General features: G+C 56.5%; 26 protein-coding genes and 1 other RNA gene. 13 read left to right on the forward strand and 14 right to left on the reverse strand.

Annotated elements, in window-relative coordinates; genetic code table 11:
* The first annotated feature begins 596 nt into the window (after positions 1 to 596).
* The 7 genes from uxuA to uxaC all read left to right on the forward strand — a co-directional run bounded on the left by uxuA (position 597) and on the right by uxaC (position 8,338).
* A complete protein-coding gene (gene uxuA / locus AC3Y7R_RS15465; RefSeq protein ID WP_490042966.1) occupies positions 597 to 1,814 on the forward strand; it encodes a mannonate dehydratase in 1,218 nt (405 codons plus the stop codon).
* Positions 1,811 to 3,286, forward strand: a complete 1,476-nt coding sequence (locus AC3Y7R_RS15470; RefSeq protein ID WP_490042967.1) for a mannitol dehydrogenase family protein — start codon at positions 1,811 to 1,813, stop codon at positions 3,284 to 3,286. Before uxuA ends, AC3Y7R_RS15470 begins: the two co-directional genes overlap by 4 nt.
* A 65-nt stretch (positions 3,287 to 3,351) precedes the next feature.
* Positions 3,352 to 4,041 carry a GntR family transcriptional regulator gene (locus AC3Y7R_RS15475; RefSeq protein ID WP_490042968.1) on the forward strand — a complete coding sequence of 230 codons (690 nt, stop codon included), beginning with the start codon at positions 3,352 to 3,354 and terminating at the stop codon, positions 4,039 to 4,041.
* Positions 4,042 to 4,080: 39 nt separating this feature from the next.
* A complete protein-coding gene (locus AC3Y7R_RS15480) occupies positions 4,081 to 5,067 on the forward strand; it encodes a C4-dicarboxylate TRAP transporter substrate-binding protein (protein ID WP_490042969.1) in 987 nt (328 codons plus the stop codon).
* A gap of 70 nt (positions 5,068 to 5,137) precedes the next feature.
* A complete protein-coding gene (locus AC3Y7R_RS15485) occupies positions 5,138 to 5,647 on the forward strand; it encodes a TRAP transporter small permease (protein WP_490042970.1) in 510 nt (169 codons plus the stop codon).
* 1 nt (position 5,648) lies between these two features.
* The gene (locus AC3Y7R_RS15490; protein WP_490042971.1) at positions 5,649 to 6,929 is read left to right on the forward strand and encodes a TRAP transporter large permease; all 1,281 of its coding nucleotides are present in this window, start codon (positions 5,649 to 5,651) and stop codon (positions 6,927 to 6,929) included.
* Positions 6,930 to 6,940: 11 nt separating this feature from the next.
* Positions 6,941 to 8,338 (forward strand): glucuronate isomerase, encoded by a 1,398-nt coding sequence (gene uxaC, locus AC3Y7R_RS15495; RefSeq protein WP_490042972.1) that lies wholly within the window; start codon positions 6,941 to 6,943, stop codon positions 8,336 to 8,338.
* A 3-nt stretch (positions 8,339 to 8,341) separates the two neighbouring features.
* Here uxaC and AC3Y7R_RS15500 read toward each other — a convergent pair whose 3' ends face one another.
* From AC3Y7R_RS15500 to AC3Y7R_RS15565, 14 genes are all read right to left on the reverse strand, one after another.
* On the reverse strand, positions 8,342 to 9,355 hold the full coding sequence (locus AC3Y7R_RS15500) for a 5-oxoprolinase subunit C family protein (protein WP_490042973.1): 1,014 nt from the start codon (positions 9,353 to 9,355) through the stop codon (positions 8,342 to 8,344).
* Positions 9,352 to 10,029, reverse strand: coding sequence for a 5-oxoprolinase subunit B family protein (locus AC3Y7R_RS15505; protein ID WP_490042991.1), 678 nt, complete (start codon positions 10,027 to 10,029; stop codon positions 9,352 to 9,354). Before AC3Y7R_RS15505 ends, AC3Y7R_RS15500 begins: the two co-directional genes overlap by 4 nt.
* Entirely contained in the window at positions 10,029 to 10,796 is a 768-nt protein-coding gene (locus AC3Y7R_RS15510) for a LamB/YcsF family protein (protein WP_490042974.1), read from the reverse strand. The genes AC3Y7R_RS15505 and AC3Y7R_RS15510 overlap by 1 nt, the downstream gene beginning before the upstream one ends.
* Before the next feature lie 69 nt (positions 10,797 to 10,865).
* Positions 10,866 to 12,503, reverse strand: a complete 1,638-nt coding sequence (locus AC3Y7R_RS15515; RefSeq protein ID WP_490042975.1) for an AMP-binding protein — start codon at positions 12,501 to 12,503, stop codon at positions 10,866 to 10,868.
* A 58-nt stretch (positions 12,504 to 12,561) separates the two neighbouring features.
* Complete coding sequence (gene dtd / locus AC3Y7R_RS15520; protein WP_490042976.1) at positions 12,562 to 13,005, reverse strand: D-aminoacyl-tRNA deacylase; 444 nt, start codon at positions 13,003 to 13,005, stop codon at positions 12,562 to 12,564.
* Complete coding sequence (locus AC3Y7R_RS15525; RefSeq protein WP_490042977.1) at positions 13,002 to 13,922, reverse strand: carbohydrate kinase family protein; 921 nt, start codon at positions 13,920 to 13,922, stop codon at positions 13,002 to 13,004. Before AC3Y7R_RS15525 ends, dtd begins: the two co-directional genes overlap by 4 nt.
* A gap of 23 nt (positions 13,923 to 13,945) precedes the next feature.
* Entirely contained in the window at positions 13,946 to 15,055 is a 1,110-nt protein-coding gene (locus AC3Y7R_RS15530) for a TFIIB-type zinc ribbon-containing protein (protein WP_490042978.1), read from the reverse strand.
* A gap of 51 nt (positions 15,056 to 15,106) precedes the next feature.
* Positions 15,107 to 15,634, reverse strand: a complete 528-nt coding sequence (locus AC3Y7R_RS15535; RefSeq protein ID WP_490042979.1) for a cytochrome b/b6 domain-containing protein — start codon at positions 15,632 to 15,634, stop codon at positions 15,107 to 15,109.
* A 1-nt stretch (position 15,635) separates the two neighbouring features.
* Positions 15,636 to 16,760: an SPFH domain-containing protein gene (locus tag AC3Y7R_RS15540; RefSeq protein WP_490042980.1), complete on the reverse strand. Its 1,125-nt coding sequence runs from the start codon at positions 16,758 to 16,760 to the stop codon at positions 15,636 to 15,638.
* A gap of 27 nt (positions 16,761 to 16,787) precedes the next feature.
* Entirely contained in the window at positions 16,788 to 17,738 is a 951-nt protein-coding gene (locus AC3Y7R_RS15545; protein WP_490042981.1) for a DUF2927 domain-containing protein, read from the reverse strand.
* 3 nt (positions 17,739 to 17,741) lie between these two features.
* The gene (locus AC3Y7R_RS15550) at positions 17,742 to 18,929 is read right to left on the reverse strand and encodes a toxic anion resistance protein (RefSeq protein ID WP_490042982.1); all 1,188 of its coding nucleotides are present in this window, start codon (positions 18,927 to 18,929) and stop codon (positions 17,742 to 17,744) included.
* Between the two features lie 2 nt (positions 18,930 to 18,931).
* Positions 18,932 to 19,816 (reverse strand): 5-bromo-4-chloroindolyl phosphate hydrolysis family protein, encoded by an 885-nt coding sequence (locus AC3Y7R_RS15555; protein ID WP_490042983.1) that lies wholly within the window; start codon positions 19,814 to 19,816, stop codon positions 18,932 to 18,934.
* A gap of 156 nt (positions 19,817 to 19,972) precedes the next feature.
* The gene (locus AC3Y7R_RS15560; protein WP_490042984.1) at positions 19,973 to 20,797 is read right to left on the reverse strand and encodes a TerC family protein; all 825 of its coding nucleotides are present in this window, start codon (positions 20,795 to 20,797) and stop codon (positions 19,973 to 19,975) included.
* 84 nt (positions 20,798 to 20,881) lie between these two features.
* Positions 20,882 to 21,682, reverse strand: a complete 801-nt coding sequence (locus tag AC3Y7R_RS15565) for a pseudouridine synthase (RefSeq protein WP_490042985.1) — start codon at positions 21,680 to 21,682, stop codon at positions 20,882 to 20,884.
* Between the two features lie 52 nt (positions 21,683 to 21,734).
* On the opposite strand from AC3Y7R_RS15565, the gene AC3Y7R_RS15570 reads away from it, so the two are divergent.
* The 6 genes from AC3Y7R_RS15570 to rnpB all read left to right on the forward strand — a co-directional run bounded on the left by AC3Y7R_RS15570 (position 21,735) and on the right by rnpB (position 25,937).
* The gene (locus AC3Y7R_RS15570; protein WP_490042986.1) at positions 21,735 to 22,184 is read left to right on the forward strand and encodes a nucleoside deaminase; all 450 of its coding nucleotides are present in this window, start codon (positions 21,735 to 21,737) and stop codon (positions 22,182 to 22,184) included.
* A 103-nt stretch (positions 22,185 to 22,287) separates the two neighbouring features.
* Positions 22,288 to 22,575, forward strand: a complete 288-nt coding sequence (gene gatC, locus AC3Y7R_RS15575) for an Asp-tRNA(Asn)/Glu-tRNA(Gln) amidotransferase subunit GatC (protein WP_490042987.1) — start codon at positions 22,288 to 22,290, stop codon at positions 22,573 to 22,575.
* Positions 22,575 to 24,062: an Asp-tRNA(Asn)/Glu-tRNA(Gln) amidotransferase subunit GatA gene (gatA, locus tag AC3Y7R_RS15580; RefSeq protein ID WP_490042988.1), complete on the forward strand. Its 1,488-nt coding sequence runs from the start codon at positions 22,575 to 22,577 to the stop codon at positions 24,060 to 24,062. Before gatC ends, gatA begins: the two co-directional genes overlap by 1 nt.
* 35 nt (positions 24,063 to 24,097) lie before the next feature.
* Positions 24,098 to 24,844 (forward strand): hypothetical protein, encoded by a 747-nt coding sequence (locus AC3Y7R_RS15585; RefSeq protein ID WP_490042989.1) that lies wholly within the window; start codon positions 24,098 to 24,100, stop codon positions 24,842 to 24,844.
* 5 nt (positions 24,845 to 24,849) lie between these two features.
* Complete coding sequence (locus AC3Y7R_RS15590) at positions 24,850 to 25,542, forward strand: N-acetylmuramoyl-L-alanine amidase (RefSeq protein WP_490042990.1); 693 nt, start codon at positions 24,850 to 24,852, stop codon at positions 25,540 to 25,542.
* A gap of 12 nt (positions 25,543 to 25,554) precedes the next feature.
* Positions 25,555 to 25,937, forward strand: an RNA gene (rnpB, locus tag AC3Y7R_RS15595) — RNase P RNA component class A.
* The last annotated feature ends 96 nt before the right edge of the window (positions 25,938 to 26,033 follow it).

Consider the following 26,033-nt stretch of genomic DNA (forward strand, 5'->3'; position numbering starts at 1 on the left):
AGAAAACTAGGGGCACCTCAGTGAAATGAAGTCGATCTACGGTGAAGACCCTCCTGCAAGGGGCCTTTATTTCGCGATGGGGACACATTCCCAATACCCTGAAACGTGGCTGATAAATGGGCTAATCCAGCTAAAGTCTTCCGGGCAAGGCAGTTTATTTTAGAATGCTATCAGGTGTCGTTCGCAAAATAACTTTGCGCTAATCTATTGAGAACAGAACTGGCCAGTAGAACGCATCAAACGTGATTACAGCCGCATATTCCGTTTAGCGACCAATCTCACAATCACACCAAACCGTTAAACTTTCAAATTTGCGTCTCAAAGGTAGCGGCGCGCCACAGTATTTTCACTGTTGAGAGTGTGGAATTTAATATCTGGTCATGGATGTTGGCAAAATCTACAGCACCTCGATGCGGCCTGAAATTCTGTAAGTCAAAAGGTTGAAGCGCAACCACAGCAAGTCTAAGCTTTCGTGGGCGTCAGGTTTGACTTATGGCTGCGCCACATCTTCCATACTAGTAAACCAGTTGTTCGAATGTTACCCTTCAGTATTGGTGCACCCTTTCATCAATATATCTAGCGTCAAGGAGAAACAGATGCAGCAAACATGGCGGTGGTTCGGAGATACTGATAAGGTCACCGTTGCAGAGATCAGGCAGGCGGGTGCCGATGGCGTGGTTAGTGCCTTGCATCATGTGCCGACCGGTGAGGTTTGGCAACCAGAGGCGATTGCGCTCCGTAAGTCCCAGATTGAGCGAACCACATCTGGGGTCTCAACAGGTTTGACTTGGGATGTAGTCGAGAGCCTTCCGGTCTCGGAATGTATTAAAAAGCAGACCCACGAGTGGCGGCAACACATTGAAAATTATAAAGAAAGCTTAGTTAACCTGTCTGACGCTGGCATTAAGGTTGTGTGCTATAACTTTATGCCGGTTCTCGATTGGACGCGCACAGATCTGGCGTACCGGCTACCATCTGGCGCAACATGCATGCGGTTCGATTGGGTGGATTTTGCGGCGTTTGATTTGCATATCCTCAAGCGCGCCGGGGCAGTTTCCGAGTATTCAGGGCAGGTCCTTGAAGAGGCCAAGCGTCGCTTTAGCGAGATGAGTGATGCCAGAACTCAAGGGCTTGTTCGCAACATTGTATTTGGGCTGCCCGGCGCGGCAGAACAGTTCTCCCTAGACGATGTCCGTACACATTTGGCCGAATATGCGGGTCTGGGAGAAGAGGGCTTGGTTGGCAATCTGATCGCGTTTCTAGAAATGGTTACCCCCTTGGCGCAGGAGTTGGGCATTCGGCTGTGTTGCCACCCCGACGACCCGCCTATGCCAATTCTTGGATTGCCGCGCGTTATGTCGACACAAAAGCAGTACAGTCGGATCATGGATGCGGTGGACGTTCGCGCCAATGGGATCACCTTATGCGCGGGCTCTTTGGGGGTGCGTGCGGACAATGACCTGCCTGAAATGATGCGCAGTCTTGGGGATCGCGTGCACTTTCTACATCTGCGGAACACCAAGCGGGAAACCAGTGATTTCCCCGGCTCGTTTCATGAAGCAGAACATCTGGCAGGGGACACCGATATGGTGGCATTGATTGCTGCGGTGCTGAACGAGGAGAAGCTGCGACGCGAGAATGGCCGCAGTGATCACTCCATTCCATTCAGGCCGGATCACGGTCAGGATATTCTGGACGACCAATCACGCGACGCGCAACCGGGATATCCGGCTATTGGTCGGCTAAAGGGCTTGGCGGAGCTGCGCGGCGTGATTGAGGCGCTGTCCCATCCGGATTTTGGGGCGGCTCAATGACCGCGCGTCTGGGGAAGTCCAGCAACCTGCCCGCAAATGTAGACACCCCTAAGTACAATCCTGATGAGCATGACGCGGGCATAGTTCATTTCGGGTTGGGTGCATTCCACCGCGCACATCAGGCGGTTTACACGGATACTGCATTGGCGGAGGCTGGGGGTGACTGGCGTATCACAGGGGTGAGCCTGCGAAGTAAGGCCGCCTCGGACGAGTTGGTGCCGCAAGACATGTTGTACTCGCTGATTGTGAAAGGTGAAGCCAAGGTGCAAGCGCGGATTATTGGCAGTCTCGCCCAGGCTATTTCCTTTGTTGACGAGCCGGAGCGCGTGCTAGATGCCATGCTATCCCCGAAGACAAAAATCCTGTCTTTAACCGTTACGGAAAAGGCCTATGGAATTGATCGCATAGGCGGCGGGGTGGATCAAAGCGACCCTGCGATTGCCGCGGACTTGGGCAGCCCTGATGCGCCGAGTAGTGTTATTGGATTACTTTCCTTTGCCTTGAAACGGCGACGAGAAATGGGCCTGCCCCCGTTTACGGTCTTGTGTTGTGATAACCTGCCCGACAATGGCGCGTTACTCAGGGGCGGGGTCGTTGATTTTGCCAGTCGAGTTGATGCGGAGTTCGGGCAGTGGGTGGCGCATAATGTTGCATTTCCCTCGACCATGGTTGACCGTATCACCCCCGCGAAAACCAACGCCTCGCTTGATTTTGCAAAGCAGCTCATCGGGTGCGAGGACCAAGCGTCAATTGAGACAGAGCCGTTCAGTCAATGGGTTGTTGAGGACAATTTCCCGACCGGACGCCCGGCTTGGGAAGCCGGTGGTGCGTTGTTTGTGAAAGACGTGGCACCGTATGAAAACATGAAGTTGCGCATGCTGAATGGGGCGCATTCCATGCTGGCCTATTCGGGGTATTTGGCGGGTCACGAGTTCGTATGTGATGTGATGAGCAACCCGGCATTGCGCAGCTTGGTGTCGCGCCATTTGCATGCTGCATCTCTGACTCTTGCTCCGCTGCACGGTATCAATTTTGATGAATATGCGGCGTCTTTGGTCGAGCGCTTTGAAAATCCTGAAATCAAGCACCAGACGTTTCAAATCGCGATGGATGGCACCGAGAAACTGCCGCAAAGGATATTTCTTCCTGCTGTGGCGGCCTTGAAAAGCGGGCAACCTATCCAGCCGTTTGCCTTCGCAACCGCTGCTTGGATGCGGTTTTGCCAAGCGCGAACCGATGATGGTCACAGCTATCACTTGAACGACCCGCTTGCGGTGAAAATTGCCTCGGCCCTGAACAGGGCGGAGCGCGCTGATCAGATTGCCGAAAGCTTGTTCAATCTGGAAACTGTATTTCCGAAGCCGTTACTGGCGGCGGAAGGCTGGCGTGAAAATGTCGTTAAATCACTTGAAACTATGATTGAGCAAGGAATGAAGAGAGCCATTTTACTGGAGGCTACGTCCTGTAAGTAGAGGCTCTTTTTATTTCATGTTGACTAGTATGGTAATTCATGAGTAACTATATTTAGGGGGAAGAAATGGGACTCAGTAAGGCAACTGGCTGGAAGTTAGACAACGCACTGCCGATCGGGCAGCAGCTTTTTCAAAACTTGCGGACAAGCATAATACGCGGCGAGCTAGAGCCGGGGCGGCGCGTGTCTGAGGCTGAAATTGCCACCGCTCTTTCTGTCAGTCGCCAACCCGTACGGGAGGCGTTTATCAAGCTGGCCGAAGAGGGGTTGCTGGAAATCCGCCCGCAGCGTGGCACGTTTGTTCCCAAAATTTCTACGTCCATGGTCGGTGAGGCGCGGTTCGTGCGCGAAGCAATCGAAGCGGATGTTGTGAAACTGGCTGCGCTCAATTTCAAACCTGACGATGTGGCCGATCTGCAAGACCAACTTGCAGCGCAGAAAAGCTGTCTCGACGGCAATGTAGAGCAGTTTCTAACACTGGATGACAAGTTTCACCGCACCTTGGCTGAAGGTGTCGGTAAGGCGCACGCATGGAAGGTCGTTGACGGGCTTAAAGCTCAGCTCGACCGGGTGCGTTTCATGAGTTTACGTCAATTTCCTATTGCTGCGTTGGTGCAGCAACACGAAGCAATTGTTGCGGCGATTGCCAGTCAAAACCCTGATCAAGCGGAGGCTGTAATGCGTGTTCATTTGAACAATATCACTGCTGATCTCCCCGAGATCGCAAACGAGAACCCTGACCTGTTTATGGAGTAACGCAGTTTGGGGATGATCCAATTCACTTAGGAGGAAATCATGTTGGATATTCGGAAAACTAAACTTACTGTTGCAGCGTTTGCAGCTGTAGCGCTGACGGCGACTGCTGGCTTGGCGCAGGATTTTACGCTGAGCGTTAACACGGCCTTGGCAACATCTGACCCGCTTTATGCAGGCTTGGAAGCTTACCAAACCAACATTCTCGAAGCCTCGGGCGGGCGTTTGGAAATCAAACTGTTTCCGAACTCGCAACTTGGCCCCGATGAGGATGTGCTAGAGCAGGCACGCGCCGGTGCGCCGGTCGCCGTTGTGGTTGATGGCGGTCGTTTGGGCGTCTTCCAAAATGAATTTGGCGTGCTTGGCGCTCCGTTTCTGGCTTCGGGCTACGAGGGCATCCGCAAGGTTGTAACCTCGGATATGTTCGAGGGTTGGGTCAAAGATTTGCATGACGGCTCTGGCCTTCAAGTGCTGAGCTTCAATTGGTGGCAGGGCGAACGTCACTTGCTGACCCAAATGGAAGTTAACCTTCCGGCCGACCTTGATGGCGTGCGGATGCGGACCCCGGGTGCACCTGTTTGGACCGGAACAATCGGTGCCATGGGCGCGACGCCAACGCCAATGCCATGGGGCGAGGTTTACTCTGCTTTGTCGTCCAATGTGATCGATGGTGCCGAGGCGCAATTCCCGGCAATCACTGGCGCAAAACTGGATGAGGTTGTTACGCATATCACCAAAACCGGCCACATCAACTTGATCACCGGTGTCGTAACATCGGGTCCATGGTTCGACACTTTGCCGGAAGATCTGCAAGGCATCCTGCGCGAGCAAGCATTGATTGCGGGCGACGTGGCATCCTATGGCACGCTGAACTCGCTTGACGCGATTGAGGCCGATCTGGTTTCGCGTGGCCTGAGCGTCCGCGACATTGACGTGGCTCCATTCAAGGAAGCAACTGCGTCTGTGTATGACGATTTGGGCTATGGCGAGCTGCGCGACAAGCTGCGTGCCATTGCGGCTGGCGAGTAATCTCCAAGCCTGAACACACTTTATTGCAAGCGCTCCGGCGCTTGCAATTATTTTTGCTGACGAGGCCGCTATGTCCAGAATTTTTGCCAAACTAGAGTTCGCCGTTGGCGCCACGCTTCTGGCGATTATTACCGCGCTGGTGTTCATCGCTGCGGTCATGCGGTTTTTCGGGAACCCGTTGATCTGGTCCGTTGATATGGCGCAACTGTTGTTTATTTGGCTGTGTTTCGTCGGCGCGACACGCGCCATGCGTGAGCGGGCGCACCTTGGCGTTGATTTTTTGGTTCGGCTGCTGCCTCACAAGGGGCGCTTGATTGTCGAGACAGGGCTTTCAGCCCTCTTTATCGTTTTTCTTCTGACCCTTACGTGGGTTGGCATTGACCTGACCATGCTCAACATCGAGCGCCAGTTTGGTGATTCTGGCCTGTCATATGCCTTTGTCACATCCGCGGTTCCCGTCGGGTGTGTTTATCTTTGCACTGCAATTGTCGCCAATGCCCGCGAGGCGTGGACGCAGGGAAACAACTTAATTTTCGCGCGCACCACCAGCGATGGCAGCGCAGCCCCGTCGGAGTTATAAAATGCTGCTCATCGGAATTGTTTTCTTTGTGCTGATGATCGTCGGGGCACCGATTGCCTTTGCTATCGGCATCTCGGGCTTCACCTTTTTCCTGACCTCGCCAATCATGCCCGTCTCGATTGGGGTGCAAAAAATCGCTACGGTATCGCAAAGCTTTCCGCTGCTGGCAGTGCCGTTTTTCGTGTTGGCCGGGCATCTGATGAATGCGTCTGACATTACCGACCGCTTGTTCCGGTTTTCCAAAATCGCCGTGTCCTGGATGGCAGGCGGGTTGGCACAGGTGTCGATAATCTTGTCCACACTTATGGGCGGGGTGTCTGGCTCTGCGGTGGCCGATGCGGCCATGCAGGCGCGCATCATTGGCCCGCAAATGCTGTCGCAAGGCTATTCCAAGGGCTACACTTCCGCGGTTATCGCGCTCAGCTCACTGATTACGGCGACGATCCCGCCAAGCATCGGGTTAATCTTGTACGGCTATGTCGGGCAGGTCTCTATTGGGCGGCTGTTTTTGGCGGGTATCGTGCCGGGTATCTTGATGATGATCTTCCTTATGGCCACCGCCTATATCGTGGCCAAGCGGCGCAATTATGTGGTCGAAGACAGCGTTAAACCCACCGCCGCCTCCCTTGGTTCCGCGGCATGGGATGCCAAATGGGCGCTGCTCTTTCCGGTTCTGTTGATCCTTTCCATTCGCGGCGGGTTGTTCACGCCGTCCGAGGTCGGGGCCTTCGCGGTGGTTTATGCCATCGTGATCGGCACCTTTATGCACAAAGCGCTGACGTGGGAGAAAATCAAAACGGCTTTCGGGCAGGCTGTGTCTGATATTGGCCTGATCATGCTGATTATTTTGATGTCGGGGATGATCGGCTTTGCGATCATTTTCATGCAAGTGCCGCAAGATGTGGCGCATTTAATGCTTGATAACCTGTCTGACCCGCGCCTGATTGTGGCGGTGATCCTGCTCAGCCTGTTCGTTGCGGGGTTGTTTTTCGAGAGTACCATTTTGGTCCTGCTCCTCACCCCGATCTTTGTGCCAGTGATCAGTGCTGCGGGGTTTGATCCGGTGCATTTCGGGGTGCTGATGATGACAATCGTGACGCTCGGCTCTATGACGCCGCCCGTTGGTGTGGCGATGTTTACGGTGTGCAGTCTGCTTGATACGCCCATTGAGGAATACGTCAAAGACGCGGCCCCGTTCTTTTTGTCGATTTTGGTGCTCGTTGCCGTCTTGCTGTTTTCGCCGGGATTGGTTTTATGGCTGCCGAACCTGGCCTTTGGATAGAGATTTTTTAAATGGCATACCTACATTCCGACCGTCTTTTCCCTGCGGATGCGCACAGTTGCCGCATCGCGCGTGAGCTGTATGAAAGTGTCGTGGCTTTGCCGATTATCAGCCCGCATGGGCATACGGACCCAAGCTGGTTTGCGCGCAATCAACCGTTCACCGACGCGGCGTCTTTGTTCTTGACGCCTGACCACTATGTTTTGCGTATGTTGAACAGTCGGGGCATCTCGTATGACGACTTGGGCGTGCCACGCTTAGATGGCGGTCAGGTTGCCTCGCCACGAGACGCATGGCGATGTCTCGCGGAAAATTACGACATGTTTCTCGGCACCCCGTCGCGGTTGTGGTTCGATCATTCGATGAACTGGGCGTTTGAGTTTGATGCGCCCCTTGGGGCTGACAATGCCGACCGCTACTTTGACGCGATTAATGAGCGGCTGAGCGATGCGGACCTGCGTCCAATGTCGATCTTGGACAAAGCCAATGTTGAGTTGATTGCGACCACGGAGTTTGCACTCGACCCGCTAAATGATCATCAGGTGTTAAAGGCCGACGGAAAAATCCCGCGTATTCGCACCACATATCGACCCGATGATGTAACGGATCCCGATCACCCGCAGTTCATCGAAAACCTGACCGAGTTAGGGGCTTTGACGGGGCAAGACATTCACGACTGGGACGCGATGATCGAGGCCCACCGCCGCCGCCGCGCTTACTTTCGGTCACTCGGGGCGACGGCCACGGATCACGGGGTGCCCTCTGCTGTGACTGCGGATTTAAGCACTGCACAAAAGGCGGCATTGCTGGCTCGGGTTCTGTCGGGAGCTTTAAGTGCGGGCGACGCGGAGCTGTTTCGGGCGCAAATGCTGACCGAGATGGCGGGCTTGTCCGTTGAGGACGGAATGGTCATGCAAATCCACGCTGGCGCGCGGCGTGGCACGGATCCGCACCTGCGCGCAGCCCGGGGGCCAAACCTTGGGGATGACATCCCCGCTGCCGTTGATCCGGTGCGCGGGCTTGAGCCGCTACTGCAAAAATACGGCTCGACTGCCGGCTTTAAACTGATCTTCTTTTGCCTTGATGAGAGCGTCTACGCGCGCGAATTGGCCCCGATGGCAGGGTACTGGCCCGCGCTTCATCTTGGCCCGCCTTGGTGGTTCCATGACAGTCCTCGTGGCATAATGCGCTACCTTGATGCGGTTGTTGAATCAGCGGGGTTTGGCAATTTGGTGGGTTTCAATGATGACACACGGGCGCTGCTGTCCATTCCTGCGCGCCATGATGTTTGGCGTCGCTGCGTGTGTACGTTCTTGGCTGAGATGGTCGCGTGCCATTCCATTGGCAAGGCCGACGCAGAGCGGCTGGCAAAGTACCTCGCCTATGATGCTGCAAAAATATATGCGTGACGTCTAGGGCTCGTACCCCGTCACAATCCCTCCGATAATGTTTTCGCTTAGAAGCCGATCTGTGAGGCTAAGTTTGGGCTCTGCCAGTTGCTTGAAAAAGGCTTGGAGCGTCTGGGTTTCTTTTCGGGTTAGTGCAACCGCCTCGGCGGGGGAAATGGCGCAAAACTTGATCTCGTCTTGCGATCTCATTTGGGCCAAGCGGTTCACATCACCTGATATTAGCGTTGCTATTTTGGGGTAGCCGCCTGTGGTTTGATGGTCAGACAAAAGCACCGTGGGAACCCCGTCACCCGACACCTGCACCGAGCCGCGCAAGATCGGCTCCGACGGGATCGACAGGGCATTTTTCAACGGCAATTCGGGGCCATCAAGGCGAACCCCCATGCGGTCAAACGCATCGGTCAGTTTGTAGCTTTGGGCTAAAAAATCGGCCGTGGAAGCAGGGGCAAAGTGCTGCTCCTGTGGGCCAATGACCACCCGTGCCACGTCAGAAGGCATTGCAAATTCCGGGCAGGGAATGTCCCCAACACGGTCTTCGCGGATCGACGCCTGTTCGATCTCTAGGGTTTGACCCGATCGCAGCGCGCCCCCGCCGAAGCCTGACATCGAGTGTGTCGCAGAATGGCCCAGCCATGTTTTTGATTTCAGCGCGCCTGCGAATGCGAGGTAGCTCCAGCTTCCCCTCGGACCGCCCCGAACGGATAGCTTTTGCCCTTCATGCAGGGTTTGTATGCTCCATGACGCAGTTTTTTTGCCGCCGCACTCCACCTGAAATCCGCCCCCGCAGATTGCGAAGGTGACGGCCCCTGCGCGGCATTCCAGCACCAATCCACCTAAGGATATTTCAATGCCGCTGCTGCCCTCAGGCTGACCAAGGGCCGCATTGGCGATGGCGAATGCCGTGCGGTCCATCGGGCCGGAGGCCGAGACCCCATAGCGCATTTGCCCAAACCGCCCGCCATCTTGAATAGAGACCAGCGGCCCGGCATGTGACACACGAAGGAGCGCGGTGCTCATGGCGCAGCCGCGTCCAATGTGGCGCGGTTTATGCGGTGAAAACAGACTGTATCTCCGACATCGAACAAGAATGGGCGCTCAGGATCGCCGGTGATGATCTTTGTGGCCGTGTGTCCGATGATCGACCAACCGGTTGGCATTATCATGGTCGTCGCCAAACACTGCGGCCCCGCAATCATCACGCTTCCTGCCGCGATGTCACGGACAGGGGCCAGCTTTCGCGGCACTTGGATTGCCTCTGGAACGCCGGCTAAATAGGCATAGCCCGGCGCGAACCCATACATGCCGACACGGTATTTCGCGGCGCAATGGGCGTTGATAACGGCCTCTTCACTCATGCCGCAGGCCTTAGCCACGTCGGGCAGGTCCGGGGCGAAGGCGGCGTCGTAGCAGACTGCTAGATCGTGGTGGCGGATGTTCTCATCTTTCAATGGGGCAAGAGGGTACAGCGACCGGATGCTTGCCTCAACTGCCGCGTGATCGGTGCGCAACGGATCAAAAATCACCAGCAGGTTAACCAACGCAGGCACGACCTCACACAGCCCTTCAATCGCTGCCGCACAGATCGCGTGATCAAGCGCTATGACCGCCCTGTTCACATCATCGCTGATCTGTGTCGCAAGCTCGACCAGCAAGGCGTGATCGGCCACAGGTTTGAACCGGAGGAGGGCCATCACGCAGACATAAACCCGGTCACAACCACGTCCGCTTTTGTCAGGTTTTCGCGAATAACGCGCGCCATATCCACCGCCCCGGAGCTATCCCCATGCACGCAAATTGAGTGCGCGTTTAACGCAATCGGTGCGCCGTCAATGACGGGCATTCGGCCTGTCTCAAGATATTCCAGCAGGCGATCAGAGGCTTGCGCAGGATCGTGTATCATCGCGCCATCTTGTCCGCGTGGCACCAATTGCCCGTTTGATAAATACCCACGATCGGCAAAAATTTCGGAGAAAACTTGGCACCCCATTGCGCGCCCCACAACGTCCAATTGCCCGCCAGATATCGCCAAAATCGCCAACTCAGCGTCGATGCTTTGGGTGGCCGCAACGACAGCTTTAGCGACCTGCGCATCGGCGGCGGCCAAGTTTCCAAGTGCCCCGTGTGGTTTCACATAGGAGACTTTTGTGTCGGCCATAGTGGCCAAAGCTTGCAACGCGCCAATCTGGGCGGCGACCATGTGCCCTATCTCTTCTGGGGGCATGGGAATGATCCGCCGCCCAAAGCCCTCACGATCATTATATCCCGGATGCGCGCCTACTGTGACGCCATTTTCACGCGCCAAAACCAGCGTCTTATACATGGTTTCCGGATCACTGGCATGACCGCCACACGCTATATTGGCGCTGGAGACAATAGACAGCATCGCCGCGTCATCGCCCATATCCCAAGGCCCAAAGCTTTCGCCAAGATCAGAGTTCAGGTCAATGCGTCGCGCCATGGGGCTATCCTTGAAGAAATCATGCAGCTTGCTGCACGATAGAGGGTTTCACCCGTGATGTAAGGGGGATCAATGCTTGGAAAGCTCTTGCACCATGGCATCCCGCATCACAAATTTTTGCGGCTTTCCGGTGACTGTCATCGGCAGCTCGGTGCGGAAACTTATATGCAAAGGCACTTTGTAATGGGCGATCTGGTCCTTGCAGAACTGGCGGACCTGCTCCGCGTCTCCCGCAGCACCCTCGATCAGAACCACCCATGCGCAGACGACCTCGCCCAGGCGCTCGTCAGGAATGCCAAACACCTGTGCCTGAGCCACATCGGGGTGGGTGAATAAGAACTCCTCGATCTCGCGCGGGTAAATATTCTCGCCACCACGGCAAATCATGTCCTTCACCCGCCCGGTGATCATCGCGTAGCCCTCAGCGTCCATAGTCGCCAAGTCGCCAGTGTGCATCCAGCCCTCCGCGTCAATGGAACTGGCGGTTTTCGCAGTTTCCCCCCAATAGCCCTGCATCACGGAATAGCCACGGGTTAGCAGCTCTCCTTGCACCCCCACGGCAACGGTTTTGCCGTCCTCCCCCACGATTTTCACTTCCACATGCGGATGAATACGCCCCACGGTTCCGACGCGTTTGTCGAACGGGTCATCAAGGCCGGACTGGAAGGACACCGGAGAGGTCTCGGTCATGCCATAGGCGATGGTCACGCCGGACATATGCATGTCGGCCTGCACCTGCTTCATCACCTCGCGCGGGCAGGGTGCGCCGGCCATAATGCCCGTACGCAAGTGGCTTAAGTCATAGGTGGCGAAGTCCGGCAGGGCCAACTCGGTCACGAACATTGTCGGCACGCCATAGAGCGCGGTGCATTTCTCGTCGTGCGTGGCCTGTAGGGTCTCGCCGGGGTCGAACCCTTCGCCGGGGACGACGAGAGTTGCACCATGGGCGATACAGCCAAGCGTGCCCATGACCATGCCAAAACAGTGGTAAAACGGCACGGGGCTACACAGTCGGTCGGCAGAGGTGAACCCCATCGTCGCGCAGGTGAAATAGGCGTTGTTGACGATGTTGTGGTGCGTCAGGCAGGTGCCTTTCGGGTGGCCGGTGGTGCCAGAGGTGTATTGGATATTGATCGTCTCATGTGGCTCCAGCGTTTCGGTGATGGCATCCAGCGGCGCAGTCGTGTCGGACATGATGTCATCAAAGGCCAAAAATCCCTCGGGGGCGTCACCCATGGCGATGATGTGGCGCAGGCTGGTAGGGGCCGGGTCCAGCGCACGGATCATGGCGATGTAGTCCGAGGACTTGAAGTTTTGCGCGGTGATCACTGCGCTACAGCCAACTTTTTCCAGCGCATAGGCCAGCTCTGTCTGACGGTAGGCGGGGTTGATGCAAACCAGCACCGCCCCAATGCGCGCGGTGGCAAACTGCGTGAGCAGCCACTCCACCCGATTGGGCGACCAAATGCCAACGCGGTCCCCCTTTGTCAGCCCCAGTTCAAGCAAGCCTGCCGCGAGGCGGTCTACTTCATGGGAGAGTTTAGCATAGGTCCAGCGGATGTTTTGTTGCGGAAAGATACAGGCCTCATGATCGGGCAAACGCTGTACAGTACGGGCCAAAAGGGCCGGGATGGTGAGATCCAGCAACGGCGCGTCTGTGGCCCCTTTGACGTGCGAAATTCCCTTAATGGGGCGTCTGTCGTTCATATCGTAGTCCTCCCTGAAACAGGAGCCTACGCGCAGCCGATGGCGTCGCCAATAGCTACTATTGCGCGTCGTCCATCCAGATTGTCACAGGGCCGTCATTGGTCAGATCAACCGACATATCCGCACCAAATTCGCCGGTTTGCGTGGCAATGCCGAGGGCACTTAGGGAGGTGATAAAATGCTTGTACAGGGCGCGGCCTTCGTCTGGGCGCGCGGCGGTGGAAAACCCGGGGCGATTGCCGCGCGATGTGTCCGCCGCCAGCGTGAACTGGCTGATCACAAGGGCTGATCCGCCAGTGTCTATTAGCGAGAGGTTCATCTTGGCGTCACGGTCTTTAAAGATGCGCAGCTTGGATATTTTCAAGGCCATGCGGGTGGCTTGCTCGGGCGTGTCCCCCGCCATGGCGCAGACCAAAATCAACAATCCTGCGCCAGTCTCACCGATCTTGCGGCCCTCGACGCAAACAGAGGCTTCGGTGACACGTTGAAGAAGTGCTCTCACAGCTCGGAGGTCCACGGCGGGTTGGCCCCGGCACGCGATACGGTGATTGCTGCGGCGCGGACCCCCAGTGTCATGGCGTCGCGAAGCGTGGCCTCAGGCAGGGCGGCGAGGGTGGATTTATCCAAGGCACCGGCCTGCTGTAGCCCCGCAAGAAAGCCCGCGTTGAATGTGTCGCCTGCACCAACTGTGTCCACAACTTCGACCTTTCTTGCAGGCACAAACACCGAGCCATCTGCCGTGTAGCCTGTCGCGCCTTTCGAGCCTTCGGTGATCAGCACAATTTTCGCCCCACGGGCAAGAATGTCATTGGCAAGCTGGGCTAAATCGCCTTCGCCTTCGAGCCAGTGCAGGTCTTCATCGCTGAGTTTGACAATATCGGCCATGGCCATCATCGCCTTGATCCGTGCTGAATATGTTTCACGATCGCTGATAAAGCTGGCGCGGATGTTTGGGTCAATCATGGTGACACGGGCATCGGCCACACGGGTCATGAAGGTTTGGTAGGCCGTGCCGCAAGGCTCCGCAGCCAGAGAAATGCCACCAAAGAACAGCGCTGTTACTTCGGCGGGTAATTCTGGCAGATCGGCTTCGGTCATCATCCGAAGGGCGCTATTCTCATCGTAGAATGTATAGCTGGCGTGGCCATCGACCAGCCGCACAAAGGCAAGTGTCGTGGGTAAATCCTTGCGCGGGGCAAGGTCCGAAGACACACCCGCGTCGGAAAGCTTACGCGACAACAAATCGCCAAATAGGTCGGTGGACAGGCCACAGAAAAACCCAGGAGCCGCACCAAGGCGACCAAGCGCCACCGAAGTGGTGAACAACGCGCCTCCAGGGTAGGGGGCAAAGGCCTGCTCACCGGCCTCGGTTTCACGGGGCAACATGTCGATAAGGGCTTCGCCGCAGCACAAGATCATGGGGCAGACTTTCTATTGGGTCTCTATTGGGATTGCGCCATTGCATAGCCAATCGCGAGCGCTGCAAGCAAGCCAATGATGACGGCAATGGTGATTTTGGCGGCAGAGTATGGGCGTTCGCCCTTAACAGTACCAGTTTGCCCGTTAACCACGAAGCGGTAGGTGCGTCCGCGATATTTATAGGCGGCCATCCAAACGGGAAGTAAAACATGTTTAAAGGTCACATCGCGCACGGTGGTCTTGGCGGTGGTGATGCGCTGCTTGTCGCCGCCAATGTCAAAACGGATATCGCGCGTGATCATCGCATCCATGCGTGCGCGCGCCTCGTGAAAGCCTTGCTCGAGGTCAATGGTGTAGCCCTCGGCGCGGAAACCGGCCAAATATTCGGGTGAATAAGGGGCAAGGTTGGACAAATCCCACGGGGCAAGCGCGTCGGTGTAGGATTTGGGCAGGGAGGTAGACCCAAGCACCAAAACATCGTCAAAGAAGCGCGCAACGCGCCCGCCCACACCGGACCAATGGGTTTTGGCGACGCGCTGTTGGTGGCGTTTGCCATCGCGCATAACGGTGCGGGTCTCGTAGTATATTTTGCCGCGCTGACCCGTGTAGCTGGTTTTTGTGTCAGCATCATAGGTCCAGTAGGGGACGTAAATGCCATCAAGTTTGCGGCCCTTTTTAGCGTATTCCTTTAGGCCAGATGGGGCAAACCAGCGCCGACCTAGCCAATCCACCATGGCCTTTTGCGCATCGCGGTCTGTAATCTCAAAGGGCAGGACTGCGTGCGGTTTTATCCGGCGATGTGTGCCCGTATCGGTGACAACGGGCGTGGCACAAAACGGGCATTCTGCGGCATGAGTGTTGGGATCAAATTCCACCTGAGCGGCACAATTAGGGCAGTGCGAGATGCGGGTTTCTTCCATCTCGTTATTATCAAGGGAGCCTTGACGTGCAGTGCGAAAATCCAGCTCGCGGATGGTGGAATGCACGGCCTCCAGCATCGGCTCCACATTGCCGCAATGATCGCATTTCAGCGCATTGTCTTCCGGCTCAAAGCGCAGGTCCGAGCCGCATGTATTACATGGAAAGCGGTACTCGTCTTGCGGAGCAATGGTATCTAGCGGGTTGTCAGCCATGATGAGAATAGTTCTGAGCTAAGGCAACAAGGGGCATGAAATTAACCAGAGTTAAAGCCATTTGTGAAACGCCTTTGGCACCATGATTTTCAGGGCATTGTCACGTAGCCTAACATGACGCCAAACGTGAAATACCGCATGGGCCAAAACACCGAAAAGCAACGCGTTGAACGCTAATTCATGCACCTCCTCGGCGAACCCGTTTAGCCACTTTATATTGAATGCAGGGAATAGCGGGACGATGCCAAAAGCTTTCACTTGAAACGCGGATGATATGCCCAACAAAGCGCCAGTGAACATCATGAAAACCAGCCCATAGGTCAGTGCTTTGTGAAACGGAATATACAGTTTCTTGGCCCAACCTTGTAGCTTGGGGCCGGCACGCCCCGCATGCCCTTTGAACAAGTACATTATGAACCAGATCAACACGGTGATTGCAAAGATAGCACCAACACCGGAATGGGTTGCGAGTGCAGTGGCTCCTAGTCGCTCCACGTCCTCGGGCTCCACCGCGAGGAAATAGAGTAGGAATAGTAAGCTCGACCAATGGAGCCACTTAATGACAGTTCTGCGTTTCATTTTAGCCTACCGGCGGAGGGGGCGGCGAGATGGTGAAAAGCTGCGCCAGTTCTTGCACATCATTGGCCGCGAGCCAGCCATCTTGGCCGGCGGTCCAAACGGTTGTTCCTCGCAGCAATGACCCATCGGCGACCATGCGGCCAAGGGCTGCTTTGGAGAACGGGCCTTTGGTCTTGCCGCCCTCGGCGATGTGCCAAACTTTCTCGACCGGTGCAGGTGGTGGAGGCGGTGCATAGGCTGCGGGGGCTGCTTGCGGGGCTTGTCCCCATGGGCCACGACCCATTTGACCAGCCATTGCCATGCCTAAACCAGCCCCAATGCCTGCGCTCATACCACCGCCAGCGGCACCAGTATTAGCGGCGGCTGCGGTCATGGCTTCGGCGGCGGAGTATTGGGTGAACTTGCCTAGATCACCCGCAATCCCCATTGAGGTGCGCTTGTCCAATGCGGCCTCGACAGCCGTGGGAAGCGAGATGTTCTCAATGTAGAATTCAGGGATCGAGAGGCCATATTTCGCCACGATAGGAGTAATAGCAGCGGCAATTAATTTGCCCATATCACCCGTATTTGCGGCCATATCCAGCACTGGAATACCCGAGGATGCAATGGCGCTCGAGAATTCTTGCACGATGATATTGCGGATTTGGTAGCTGATCTCGTCCATGGTGAATTCACCATCCGTACCGACGATTTCGCGCAAGAACAGGGCAGGGTCAGTGATGCGAACTGAGTAGGTGCCAAAAGCGCGGATGCGCATCGGGCCAAATTCCGGGTCGCGCAACATAATGGGGTTTTTAGTACCCCATTTTAGATCGTTGAAGCGCGTGGTGTTGACGTAATAAATCTCGGATTTGAACGGTGATTCAAAGCCGTGATCCCAATGGTTCAGCGTGGTCAGGATCGGCATGTTGTTGGTTTCCAACATGTATAAGCCCGGCGTGAACACATCGGCCAATTGGCCCTCGTGGATAAACACCGCCGCTTGGCCTTCGCGCACGGTCAACTTAGCGCCGTATTTGATCTCGTGGCCTTCGCGCTCAAAACGGAACACCATAGTGTCGCGGGTATCGTCTACCCAGTGGATGACGTCGATAAACTCGCCGGTCAAAAAATCAAAAATACCCATGTGGTCCTCACTTATTGGTCTGTCGGGTTAACTTTCCCCGCCCAGCAATTCGGTCGCGATCATGTCGATCACGGGCCGTGCTTGGGCAGGGGTGGAGCCGAGCGCCAAGCGCTCGTCATATAGCATTTGTAGCAGTAATTCGTCATGGCGGGTCAGCAGTGCGAACTCGTCATCATCGTTGAAAATCGAGGGCCGCGCGGCGGGGCTGTCATTGGACAGGCCAAGCCCTTGCGCGATCTCCTCATGGTAGCAGCTTTTGCGCAAAAGGTCGGGATGCTCGGCGCGCACGATGGCCACGGCTGATTGGAAACTGTCGGGCGTATCGGCGTCCGAGAACGCATAGACCGCGCAATATATCGGCTTTGGCATAGCGGTGATTTGTGCGGCGATACCAGCGCTGAGCCCCGGGATCAGGCGCATGAGCTCGGGGCCGAAATTCTCGATCTCGTCGACGCTCAGAACGGCGACATGAAAGTTGCCTTTGCCGCGCGTTATAGCAATTTTGGCACCGGTGATGCGCGATAGCCGTTGGGCGTATTTGGTGACGGTTTTTGTGTCTTGCGCACGAATGTCGTTGCGCACGGAAGGGCCGAATTGGATATCGATGGAAACGGGCGTTTGCCAGCGTTGCACGCGGCTCTCGGAGCGTTCTTCGGTATAGGTGCCGTTAACTAAGGTGAATTCGTTATACACGCCGATTTGGATGAAGTTATCGACCAATTGGTGTTTGGAGAACGGCGTATCAATGCCACCACCCCCGGTGCGCAACAGGCCTTGCGTCAGCAAACTGCGTTGAACCTGCGCGTAATATGCGGTTAGCTTTTCCGAGCGAACAGAAGGGGTTATCGACTTTATCGGGGTCTTCACACTGGGTTGTTGTACCCGTTGTGCAGGGCGTGGGCTGGACGCGGGTTGCTCGCAGGCTGACAGCGTTACCGCCATCAGCCCAGCAAGGATAATATGACCCGCGCGGCGCACCAATTAACCGGCTGCGGTGCCGATATTGTGGCCCGATGCGGTGTCGCGCGCAGAGGCGGCCGCCAATGTGTCGCGCAACTCGCCCTCCATACGGACCAGCTCGAGCTCGGCCTCGGCGCGCTTGCGCTTGCCTTCATCCGCGATTTGCAACGAGTCTTCGATGGTGCCGATAAGCGCCTCGTTGGCTTGCTTGACGGCCTCAATGTCGAAGACGCCACGCTCCATTTCTTCGCGAACGGCTTTGTTGGCAGTGCGCAAATTGTCGGCATTGGCAGTCAGCAATTCGTTGGTTAGATCGTTAGCATCGCGCACGGCGGCGGCGGCCTCGCTTGAGCGCTGAATGGTCAATGCTTGGGCCAATTGGGTTTCCCAAAGCGGCACAGTGTTCACCAGAGTTGAGTTGATTTTGGTGACGAGAGATTTGTCATTCTCTTGCACCAAGCGAATGGATGGCAGCGATTGCATGGTGACTTGGCGTGTTAGTTTCAGATCGTGCACACGGCGCGCTAGGTCATCACGTGCGGCGCGCAGATCGCGCAACTCTTGGGCGGCCATGACTTTGTTATTCTCGGAAGCGGCCTCAATCGCGGCCTCTTTGGCGGGGATATCCGTGGCGTCGATTTCAGCGATTTTTTCTTCACCAGCGGTGATGTACAGCGCCAATTCGTCGTAGAAATCTAGTGTGCGGTCATAAAGGACATCGAGCGATTTGATGTCTTTGAGCAATGTGTGCTCGTGGCCCAAAAGGTTGTCGGTGATCTTGTCGATCTGGCCTTGCACGGTCTCGAAACGGGCCATGAATTTGGCGGCAGGTGCTGCGCGTCCCAGCAGTTTTTCCCACCAAGAGCGCTCGCGGCGCATGTCCATCTCGGAGATGCTGAAACCACGAATAGTGGTGACGATATCGCGCAGGGAATTGCCCGCGGGGCCTACATCTTTGTTCTTCACATCGGCCAACATGGATTGGCTGATTTCTTGCAAACCAGCCTGCGCACCAGAGCCGAAAGCAACGATGGAATTGGTGTCTTCCATGTTGATTTCATTCATGCGGCGGCGAATTTCTTTGGCGACGGGCTTGGTGGCTTTGGCCAGCGGTACAAGATCGGTTGAAGGCTCTTTGAGGATCACTGCTTGCAGCTCCTCCAAGGCTTGGGTGGATTTTTGTGCTTTTTCGCGAACGGTCTCGGACATAGTTATTCCTCTCGTGTCAGGCGGATGCCTTCGCGCTGCAAACGATCGCGCAGCACGTCAATTTCAATGTTTAGGTCAGTGCGATTATCAGACAGAAGCGCCTGAGTTTTCGCGGTGAAATTTGCTTCCAGATCGTCAAGAAGGGCGGTGTAGTCTGCCTTGACGGATGGGTCATGGTTTTGGGTGTAGAGCTTGGCGAATTTGATCGTCGCGTCTTTGGCACCCAGCAGGTAGACGCCCAAATAGCGCCGCGCTGTGGTCAGGTCACGCGGGTCATCTTCAATGGTGCGAAACATCTCGCGCGCGGTGGATTGAAACTGCTCGACGCGCGCAATCAAACTGCGATCCCCGGCGGTAGAAATGGCTTGCGACATGGCTGTGAGGTGGCGCTCGGCCTCGTCCACGGCGCGCGCGACGCGGTCCGTCTGGAACGTGTCCACGCCCTCGATTGATTTGTTGCTCATCGGGTCAAAGCCAAAGGCTGTTAGGTGCAACGCGACTGCGATTATCCCGTATAGGATGCCGTCCATCATGGAGGTGTCAAAGGTCGCAACGCCGACGCCAAGGCCAAGGGCGATGGCGCCAAATATCTTGCGCGGAAAGGCTGGGCGGCGCGCGATGGAGCGCGCCTCGTAGGCGTCTTGCGCGGCAAGGCCTTCGCGGGTCAGCCACGCACCAAGCACGATCAAGGCAAAGGCTGCGATGGCCACGATCATTTGCGCGGCACCATCCCCGATCGAGGTGAAGATCAAGGGCAGGGCAACAAAGAACAAGATGTTAACCCGGGTGCGGCCCTTGCCGGGGCGCTTGCCCTTTAGGGGCGAGGATTTGGAGGTGGGTGCGTTGGATGGCTCGGGGCTGTATTGCCCGCCAAATTTTTGGGACATCAGATCAAGCCTGTTGAAGCCATGGCGACGAGCACCAATAGCATAATATAGGAAATTTTTTGGAAAACTCCGGCCGACATATTACCCCCTAGTACTGCTTACAGACATCACTTGCACAGTGAATATAAGGGGTCACTGTGCAAGTTACCAGCTAGGTCAGTGTTTTGAGACTTGCGCGCTGCTGCGTTCGGCGTTGAGTTTTTTCGTATAGCCGGATTGGATGATCTCAACGGCAAACAAAACCACCACAGAGAAGTAAAAGGTTGATTTCGACATTGGAATAATCGGGTGCCCGAAGACCATCAACGCAAGGCTGTCATCATGCATGGCATGAGACGCGGCAACGCCTGCCTCGCCCAGTAAAACCACGCCCACGATGAGCAAGATGAACAGGCCCAGCACCTCGTACATGCGGTTCTTTTGCAAAAATGCCGTGACCCCATCGGCGAGGAGCAGCATCGCCAAGCCCGAGATCAGGATCGCCGCGGCAAGGACCGGGAACACATCGGTAATGGCAATAGCCGACAGCACGGAATCGAAGCTGAAGATCAGGTTCATGAACACGATCAAGCCCACAACTTTGGCCGCAGATTTAGCGCCCTTATCGCCCAGATCACTGCCCAAATGCTCGACTGACAGCATGTGACTGATTTCTTTGACGGCGGTGTACATGATGAACACGCCCCCAAAGATAAAGATGCAAGTGGCGAAGTTGACGCCGCCCGTCAGAATGCCGTCCCACTCGAATATATAGAATGGTTCGGTCAGGGCACCAAGCAAGCTGACCATGGCGAACAGCAAAATGACGCGCAGGGCGACCGCTATTAAAATGCCCCAAAAGCGGACCGCTTTTTGATGCGCAACAGGCGCGCGTTGGCTTTCAATCGAGATGTAGAGCAGGTTGTCGAACCCTAAAACGGCTTGCAAAAAGCACAGCACTATAAGGTTGCCGAAGTTCTCGGCGGTAAGCAGATCGGCCATTGGGCCCTCATTTATTTTGTTCGCGTTAAGTGCAAGTCATACAATACGCGTCGCGAGGAACAAGGGCCGCAGGGTGCTTTTGCGCTATTGGCGGCGACGTTTTTGCGGGACTTTCTTCTTCAACATAGGCTTCTCGTTGTCTTCGCGCAGACCTAACTGTTCGCGTAACACGCGGCCCTTGATCTCCTCGACCTCGCCGGGGCGAAGGGAATCCAGCTGAAACGGGCCGTAACTAATGCGGATCAGGCGGTTCACTTTCAAGCCAACTTCGCCCATGGCACGGCGGATTTCGCGGTTCTTGCCCTCGCGAATGCCAACGGTGAGCCAGGCATTTGCGCCTTGCTGGCGGTCAAGCTCGACCTCCATGGGTTGAAATTTTTCACCCTCCGAGACAACGCCGCGGCGCAAGGGCTCCAATGAGCGATCATCGGGGCGGCCATTTACGCGGACGCGGTATTTGCGCAACCAGCCGGTTGAAGGCAGCTCTAGGCGGCGCTTGATGCCGCCGTCATTGGTCAGCAGCAGCAACCCCTCGGAGTTAATGTCGAGGCGCCCGATGCTGAGCACGCGGGGCAAGGTGTCGCGCAGGGTGTCAAATACGGTCTCGCGGCCTTTTTCATCCGACTCGGACGTCACCAACCCGATAGGCTTGTAGTAACGCCAGACGCGCATCGGCTCCGGCTCGGCCAATGGTTTGTTGTCGACAGTAATCACGTCCGCATCGGTCACGTTCAGAGCGGGTGATAGGATCTGCTCGCCGTTCACGGTGACACGGCCTGCTTCGATCATGGCCTCGGAGCCACGGCGCGATGCCACGCCTGCGCGTGCGAGAACTTTGGCGATACGGTTGCCCTTTGGGGCAGATGTGCTTGGATCATTGGTCATGAAGGTGGGCCTACGCCCTTGGCGAGGGCTTGTGAAGGGGGTATCGGGGGGGATGGAATTTACCTCGCATATGGGATTGGCACTGGAACAGGCGCGATTGGCCGCTGCGCGCGGCGAAGTGCCAGTGGGCGCGGTTGTGGTGTCGGGTGATGGCGTGGTGCTGGCGAAAGCGGGCAATCGGACGCGTGAATTAAGCGATCCATCGGCGCATGCAGAGATGTTAGCGATCCGCGCGGCCTGCGCTGAACTGGGGTCAGAACGGCTGGTAGAGTGCGATCTTTACGTGACGCTGGAGCCATGCGCGATGTGCGCAGGCGTGATTGCGGCGGCGCGGGTTGCGCGGGTGTATTACGGCGCGTCGGACCCGAAATCAGGCGGCGTCGCGCAGGGCGCGCGGGTATTTTCGCACGCTCAAAGTCACCACGTACCAGAGGTATATGACGCGATTGATGCCTCTGCATCCGAGGCCATGTTGAAGGCATTTTTTGCCGCCAAGCGGTAAGGCGCGCGGCGCTCTCCTTGCTTCGAGGCCCCTCCAAATAGTTGCGCTTGAAGCTATGTAGCGGGGGCGGTAAACGGGGCGTTGAGTATACAAGGAGACGCCCATGCCCATCGACACCGAGACTGCCGCGCGCGTGGCCAAGTTAGCCCGTATTGCGGTGCCTGAGCAGGACTTGCCCAAATTAGCGGGGGAGTTGAACGGAATTTTGGCCTTCATGGAGCAACTCAATGAGGTTGATGTGGAGGGCGTGGAGCCGATGACCTCGGTGACCCCGCAGCGTCTAAAGCGCCGTGAAGATGTGGTGACGGATGGATCGCAGCAAGAAGCGGTTTTGGTGAATGCGCCTGATCAGCGCGAAGGCTTTTTCGCAGTGCCGAAGGTGATAGAATAATGAGCGACTTAAACAAACTGGGCATTGCCGAGGCACGCGACGCGTTGCGCAAGGGTGATGTGACATCGCTAGAGCTGACTTCTGCGTGCCTTGGTGCGATTGAAGATGCAGGCGTGTTGAATGCGTTTGTGCATAACACGCCCGAGATTGCGCGCGCCCAAGCCGCTGCTGCTGATACGCGTATCAAAGCCGGAGACGCGCCTGATATGTGCGGTATCCCTTTGGGTATCAAAGATTTATTTTGCACCAAAGGCGTTGCCAGCCAAGCGGGATCGGCCATTTTGGATGGCTTTAAGCCTGAATATGAGAGCACGATTACCCAGCAGTTATGGGATGCAGGCTCGGTCATGTTGGGCAAGTTGAACATGGATGAATTCGCCATGGGCTCGTCGAATGAGACGTCTGTTTATGGCGATGTGGTAAACCCGTGGCGGCGTGCAAATGACGATGCGAAGCTGACGCCGGGTGGCTCTTCTGGGGGCTCGGCCTCGGCGGTGGCGGCGGATTTATGTCTGGCGGCAACGGGCACTGATACGGGCGGATCAATCCGCCAGCCTGCGGCTTTTGTGGGCATCACTGGCTTGAAGCCAACCTATGGTCGGTGCTCGCGGTGGGGGGTGGTGGCGTTCGCGTCTTCACTGGACCAAGCAGGGCCAATGACCAAATCGGTACGCGATGCGGCCATTATGTTGGGTGCGATGGCAGGCCATGATGTCAAAGACAGCACCAGTTCCGAGTTGGCAGTGCCTGATTTCGAGGCGGCATTAACCGGCGATATTCGCGGCAAAAAGATAGGCATCCCGAAAGAATACCACATGGAGGGTATTCCCGCAGAGATCGAGCAGTTGTGGGCTGACGGCACCGCAATGCTGAAAGATGCAGGCGCGGAGATCGTCGATATTTCGCTGCCCCATACCAAATATGCGCTGCCAGCTTACTACGTTGTGGCCCCGGCAGAGGCCTCGTCAAATTTGGCGCGCTATGACGGTGTGCGCTTTGGCCACCGTGCCAAATTGGGCAAGGGTGACGGCATCACCGAGATGTATGAGAAGACCCGCGCCGAGGGCTTTGGTGCAGAGGTGCAGCGCCGCGTAATGATTGGCACATACGTGCTGAGTGCGGGGTTCTATGACGCTTATTACAACCGCGCGCGCAAGGTTCGCACCTTGATTAAGAAGGATTTCGAGGACGTATTTGCGCAAGGTGTAGACGCGATTTTGACACCCGCAACACCGTCGGCGGCTTTCGGCCTAGGCGAGATGAAGGATGTCGATCCGGTGCAAATGTACCTCAACGATGTCTTTACGGTCACAGTCAATTTGGCGGGATTGCCGGGCATTTCAGTGCCAGCAGGCCTTGATAAACAAGGGCTTCCGCTGGGATTGCAACTGATCGGGCGGCCTTGGGAAGAGGGCGATTTGCTGAATACGGCCTATGCGTTGGAGACGGCAGTAGGATTTGTAGATAAGCCTGCAAAATGGTGGTAATCTCGCGGCAAAACGAGACAAAGTGAGGCGGTTCGATGCGTGGAATATGTGCAGTTTTGATGATGGCGGGTTTGGTGGCATGTACGGCCACGGTACCTGATAGTGCTCAGGGTGTAGGCTTTGAAGATTACGATACGTACCTTGCCCAAAAGCAGGCGCGTGATGCTCAGTTGCGCTCGCAGCGCAAAGGCACACAAACGGTTCGACCGCCAGCGGCAACGACCGCAACGAAGCCTGTTGCGACGAAGCCGGCCGCAACGCCTGAACAGCAAACCGCAAGCGCTGCTGTTGCGGCGGTGCGGGGGAAGCGGACTGCGCGTGGTGAAGGTGTTCCCGCGGGCATCGAAGATACCTCTCCCAACGCGGCCTCTGCGCCAAATTCAAATAACCCGACGATCTCGGATGAGCAGGATTTTCAGGCTGTCTCCGGACGCCAAAGCATCGAGAGTGACGCTGCACGACGCCGTGCGCAAAGCGCCCAGTATCAGGTGGTCGCGCCCAAGGCTGTTCCAAACCGCCCCGGTGCCAGAAGCCAGACACCGATCGAATTTGCGTTGGCAACAAGCCATCCGGTAGGGCAAAAAACCTATCGGCGCTCGCCGTTTTCATCAAGCAAATCGGCTAAGGCCTGTGCGGCCTACCGCTCTGGTGAATTGGCGCAGGACGCGTTTTTGAAAGCTGGCGGCCCAAAGAAGGACAAGCTGGGCGTGGACCCTGATGGCGACGGCTATGCATGTGGCTGGAACCCCGGTGCGTACCGCGGGTTGGCCAACAAAGGCTAGGTGCGGTGACGCCTGAATGGCGGGCCTCCCCAAATTTTGGCGCGCGCAAAGACGATGCGCGCCCTGAGCTGATTGTCTTGCACTACACGGCCATGGACTGCTGCGAGGCGGCCTGTCGTACCCTGTGCAATCCTGACAATGAGGTTTCTGCGCATTATTTGATCCGTGAAGACGGCCACGTCATCCAGATGGTTGATGAGGCCCACCGGGCTTGGCACGCGGGCGCGGGGTCGTGGCAGGGGCGGGGTGATGTAAATTCGCGCTCTATCGGGATCGAGATGTCGAACACGGGGTCCGTGCCATTCCCAGCGGCTTTGATGGACAGTTTAACCCAACTGTTGGCGGGGATCATGGCGCGCTGGGATATTGCGCCTGTGGGCGTGATTGCGCACTCAGATTTTGCTCCGGGGCGAAAAATTGATCCGGGGCCTCGATTTGACTGGCTACGGTTGGCGCGCCAAGGGCTTTCGGTTTGGCCTGATGGGCCTGATCAAGGGGCCGCAGCGGATACTGCACGATTTAGCGCCGCAGCGATTTCATTTGGCTACCCGGCGGATGTTCCCTCCGAGGTGGTCCTCGCGGCTTTCAGGCTTCGGTTCGACCCGACGGCCAAAGGAAGTGTGAGCGCGCGCGACGTGGCACGTATCGAGGCGCTGGCGCATGAGTTCGGGATTGACCGAGGGCAAGCAGGCGCGTAGGGCAGGCCTTGCGCGGAGGGCTGGATGACTGCGGGCCTTCGGGTTCGAGGAAAGTCCGGACTCCACAAGGTAACGGTGCCGGGTAACGCCCGGGCGGAGCAATCCGACGGATAGCGCCACAGAAAAGAAACTGCCCCTGCATGTCGGGGGTTAGGGTGAAACGGTGGGGTAAGAGCCCACCGCGCCGCTGGCAACAGGGGTGGCAAGGCAAGCCCCACCGGGAGCAATGCCAAATAGGAACCGCGTGAAGGCTTGTCCTTCGGGGATGCTTTGTCCCTAGCAGGTTCGGGTTGGCAGCTAGAGGGCCACGGGCAACCGTGGCTTGAGATGAATGGTCATCTATTGGCGGGGCAACCTGCCATGGACAAAATCCGGCTTACAGGCCCTCCGCGCACATCTCACCTTACCCAAAAGGAGCCGCTTCGCGGCCCATGGTTTTTCATTTGGCGCTTGTGTTTCATCTTGGCTAAAACTGAGGTGCCCCTAGTTTT

The organism is Litoreibacter sp., from assembly GCF_058136045.1.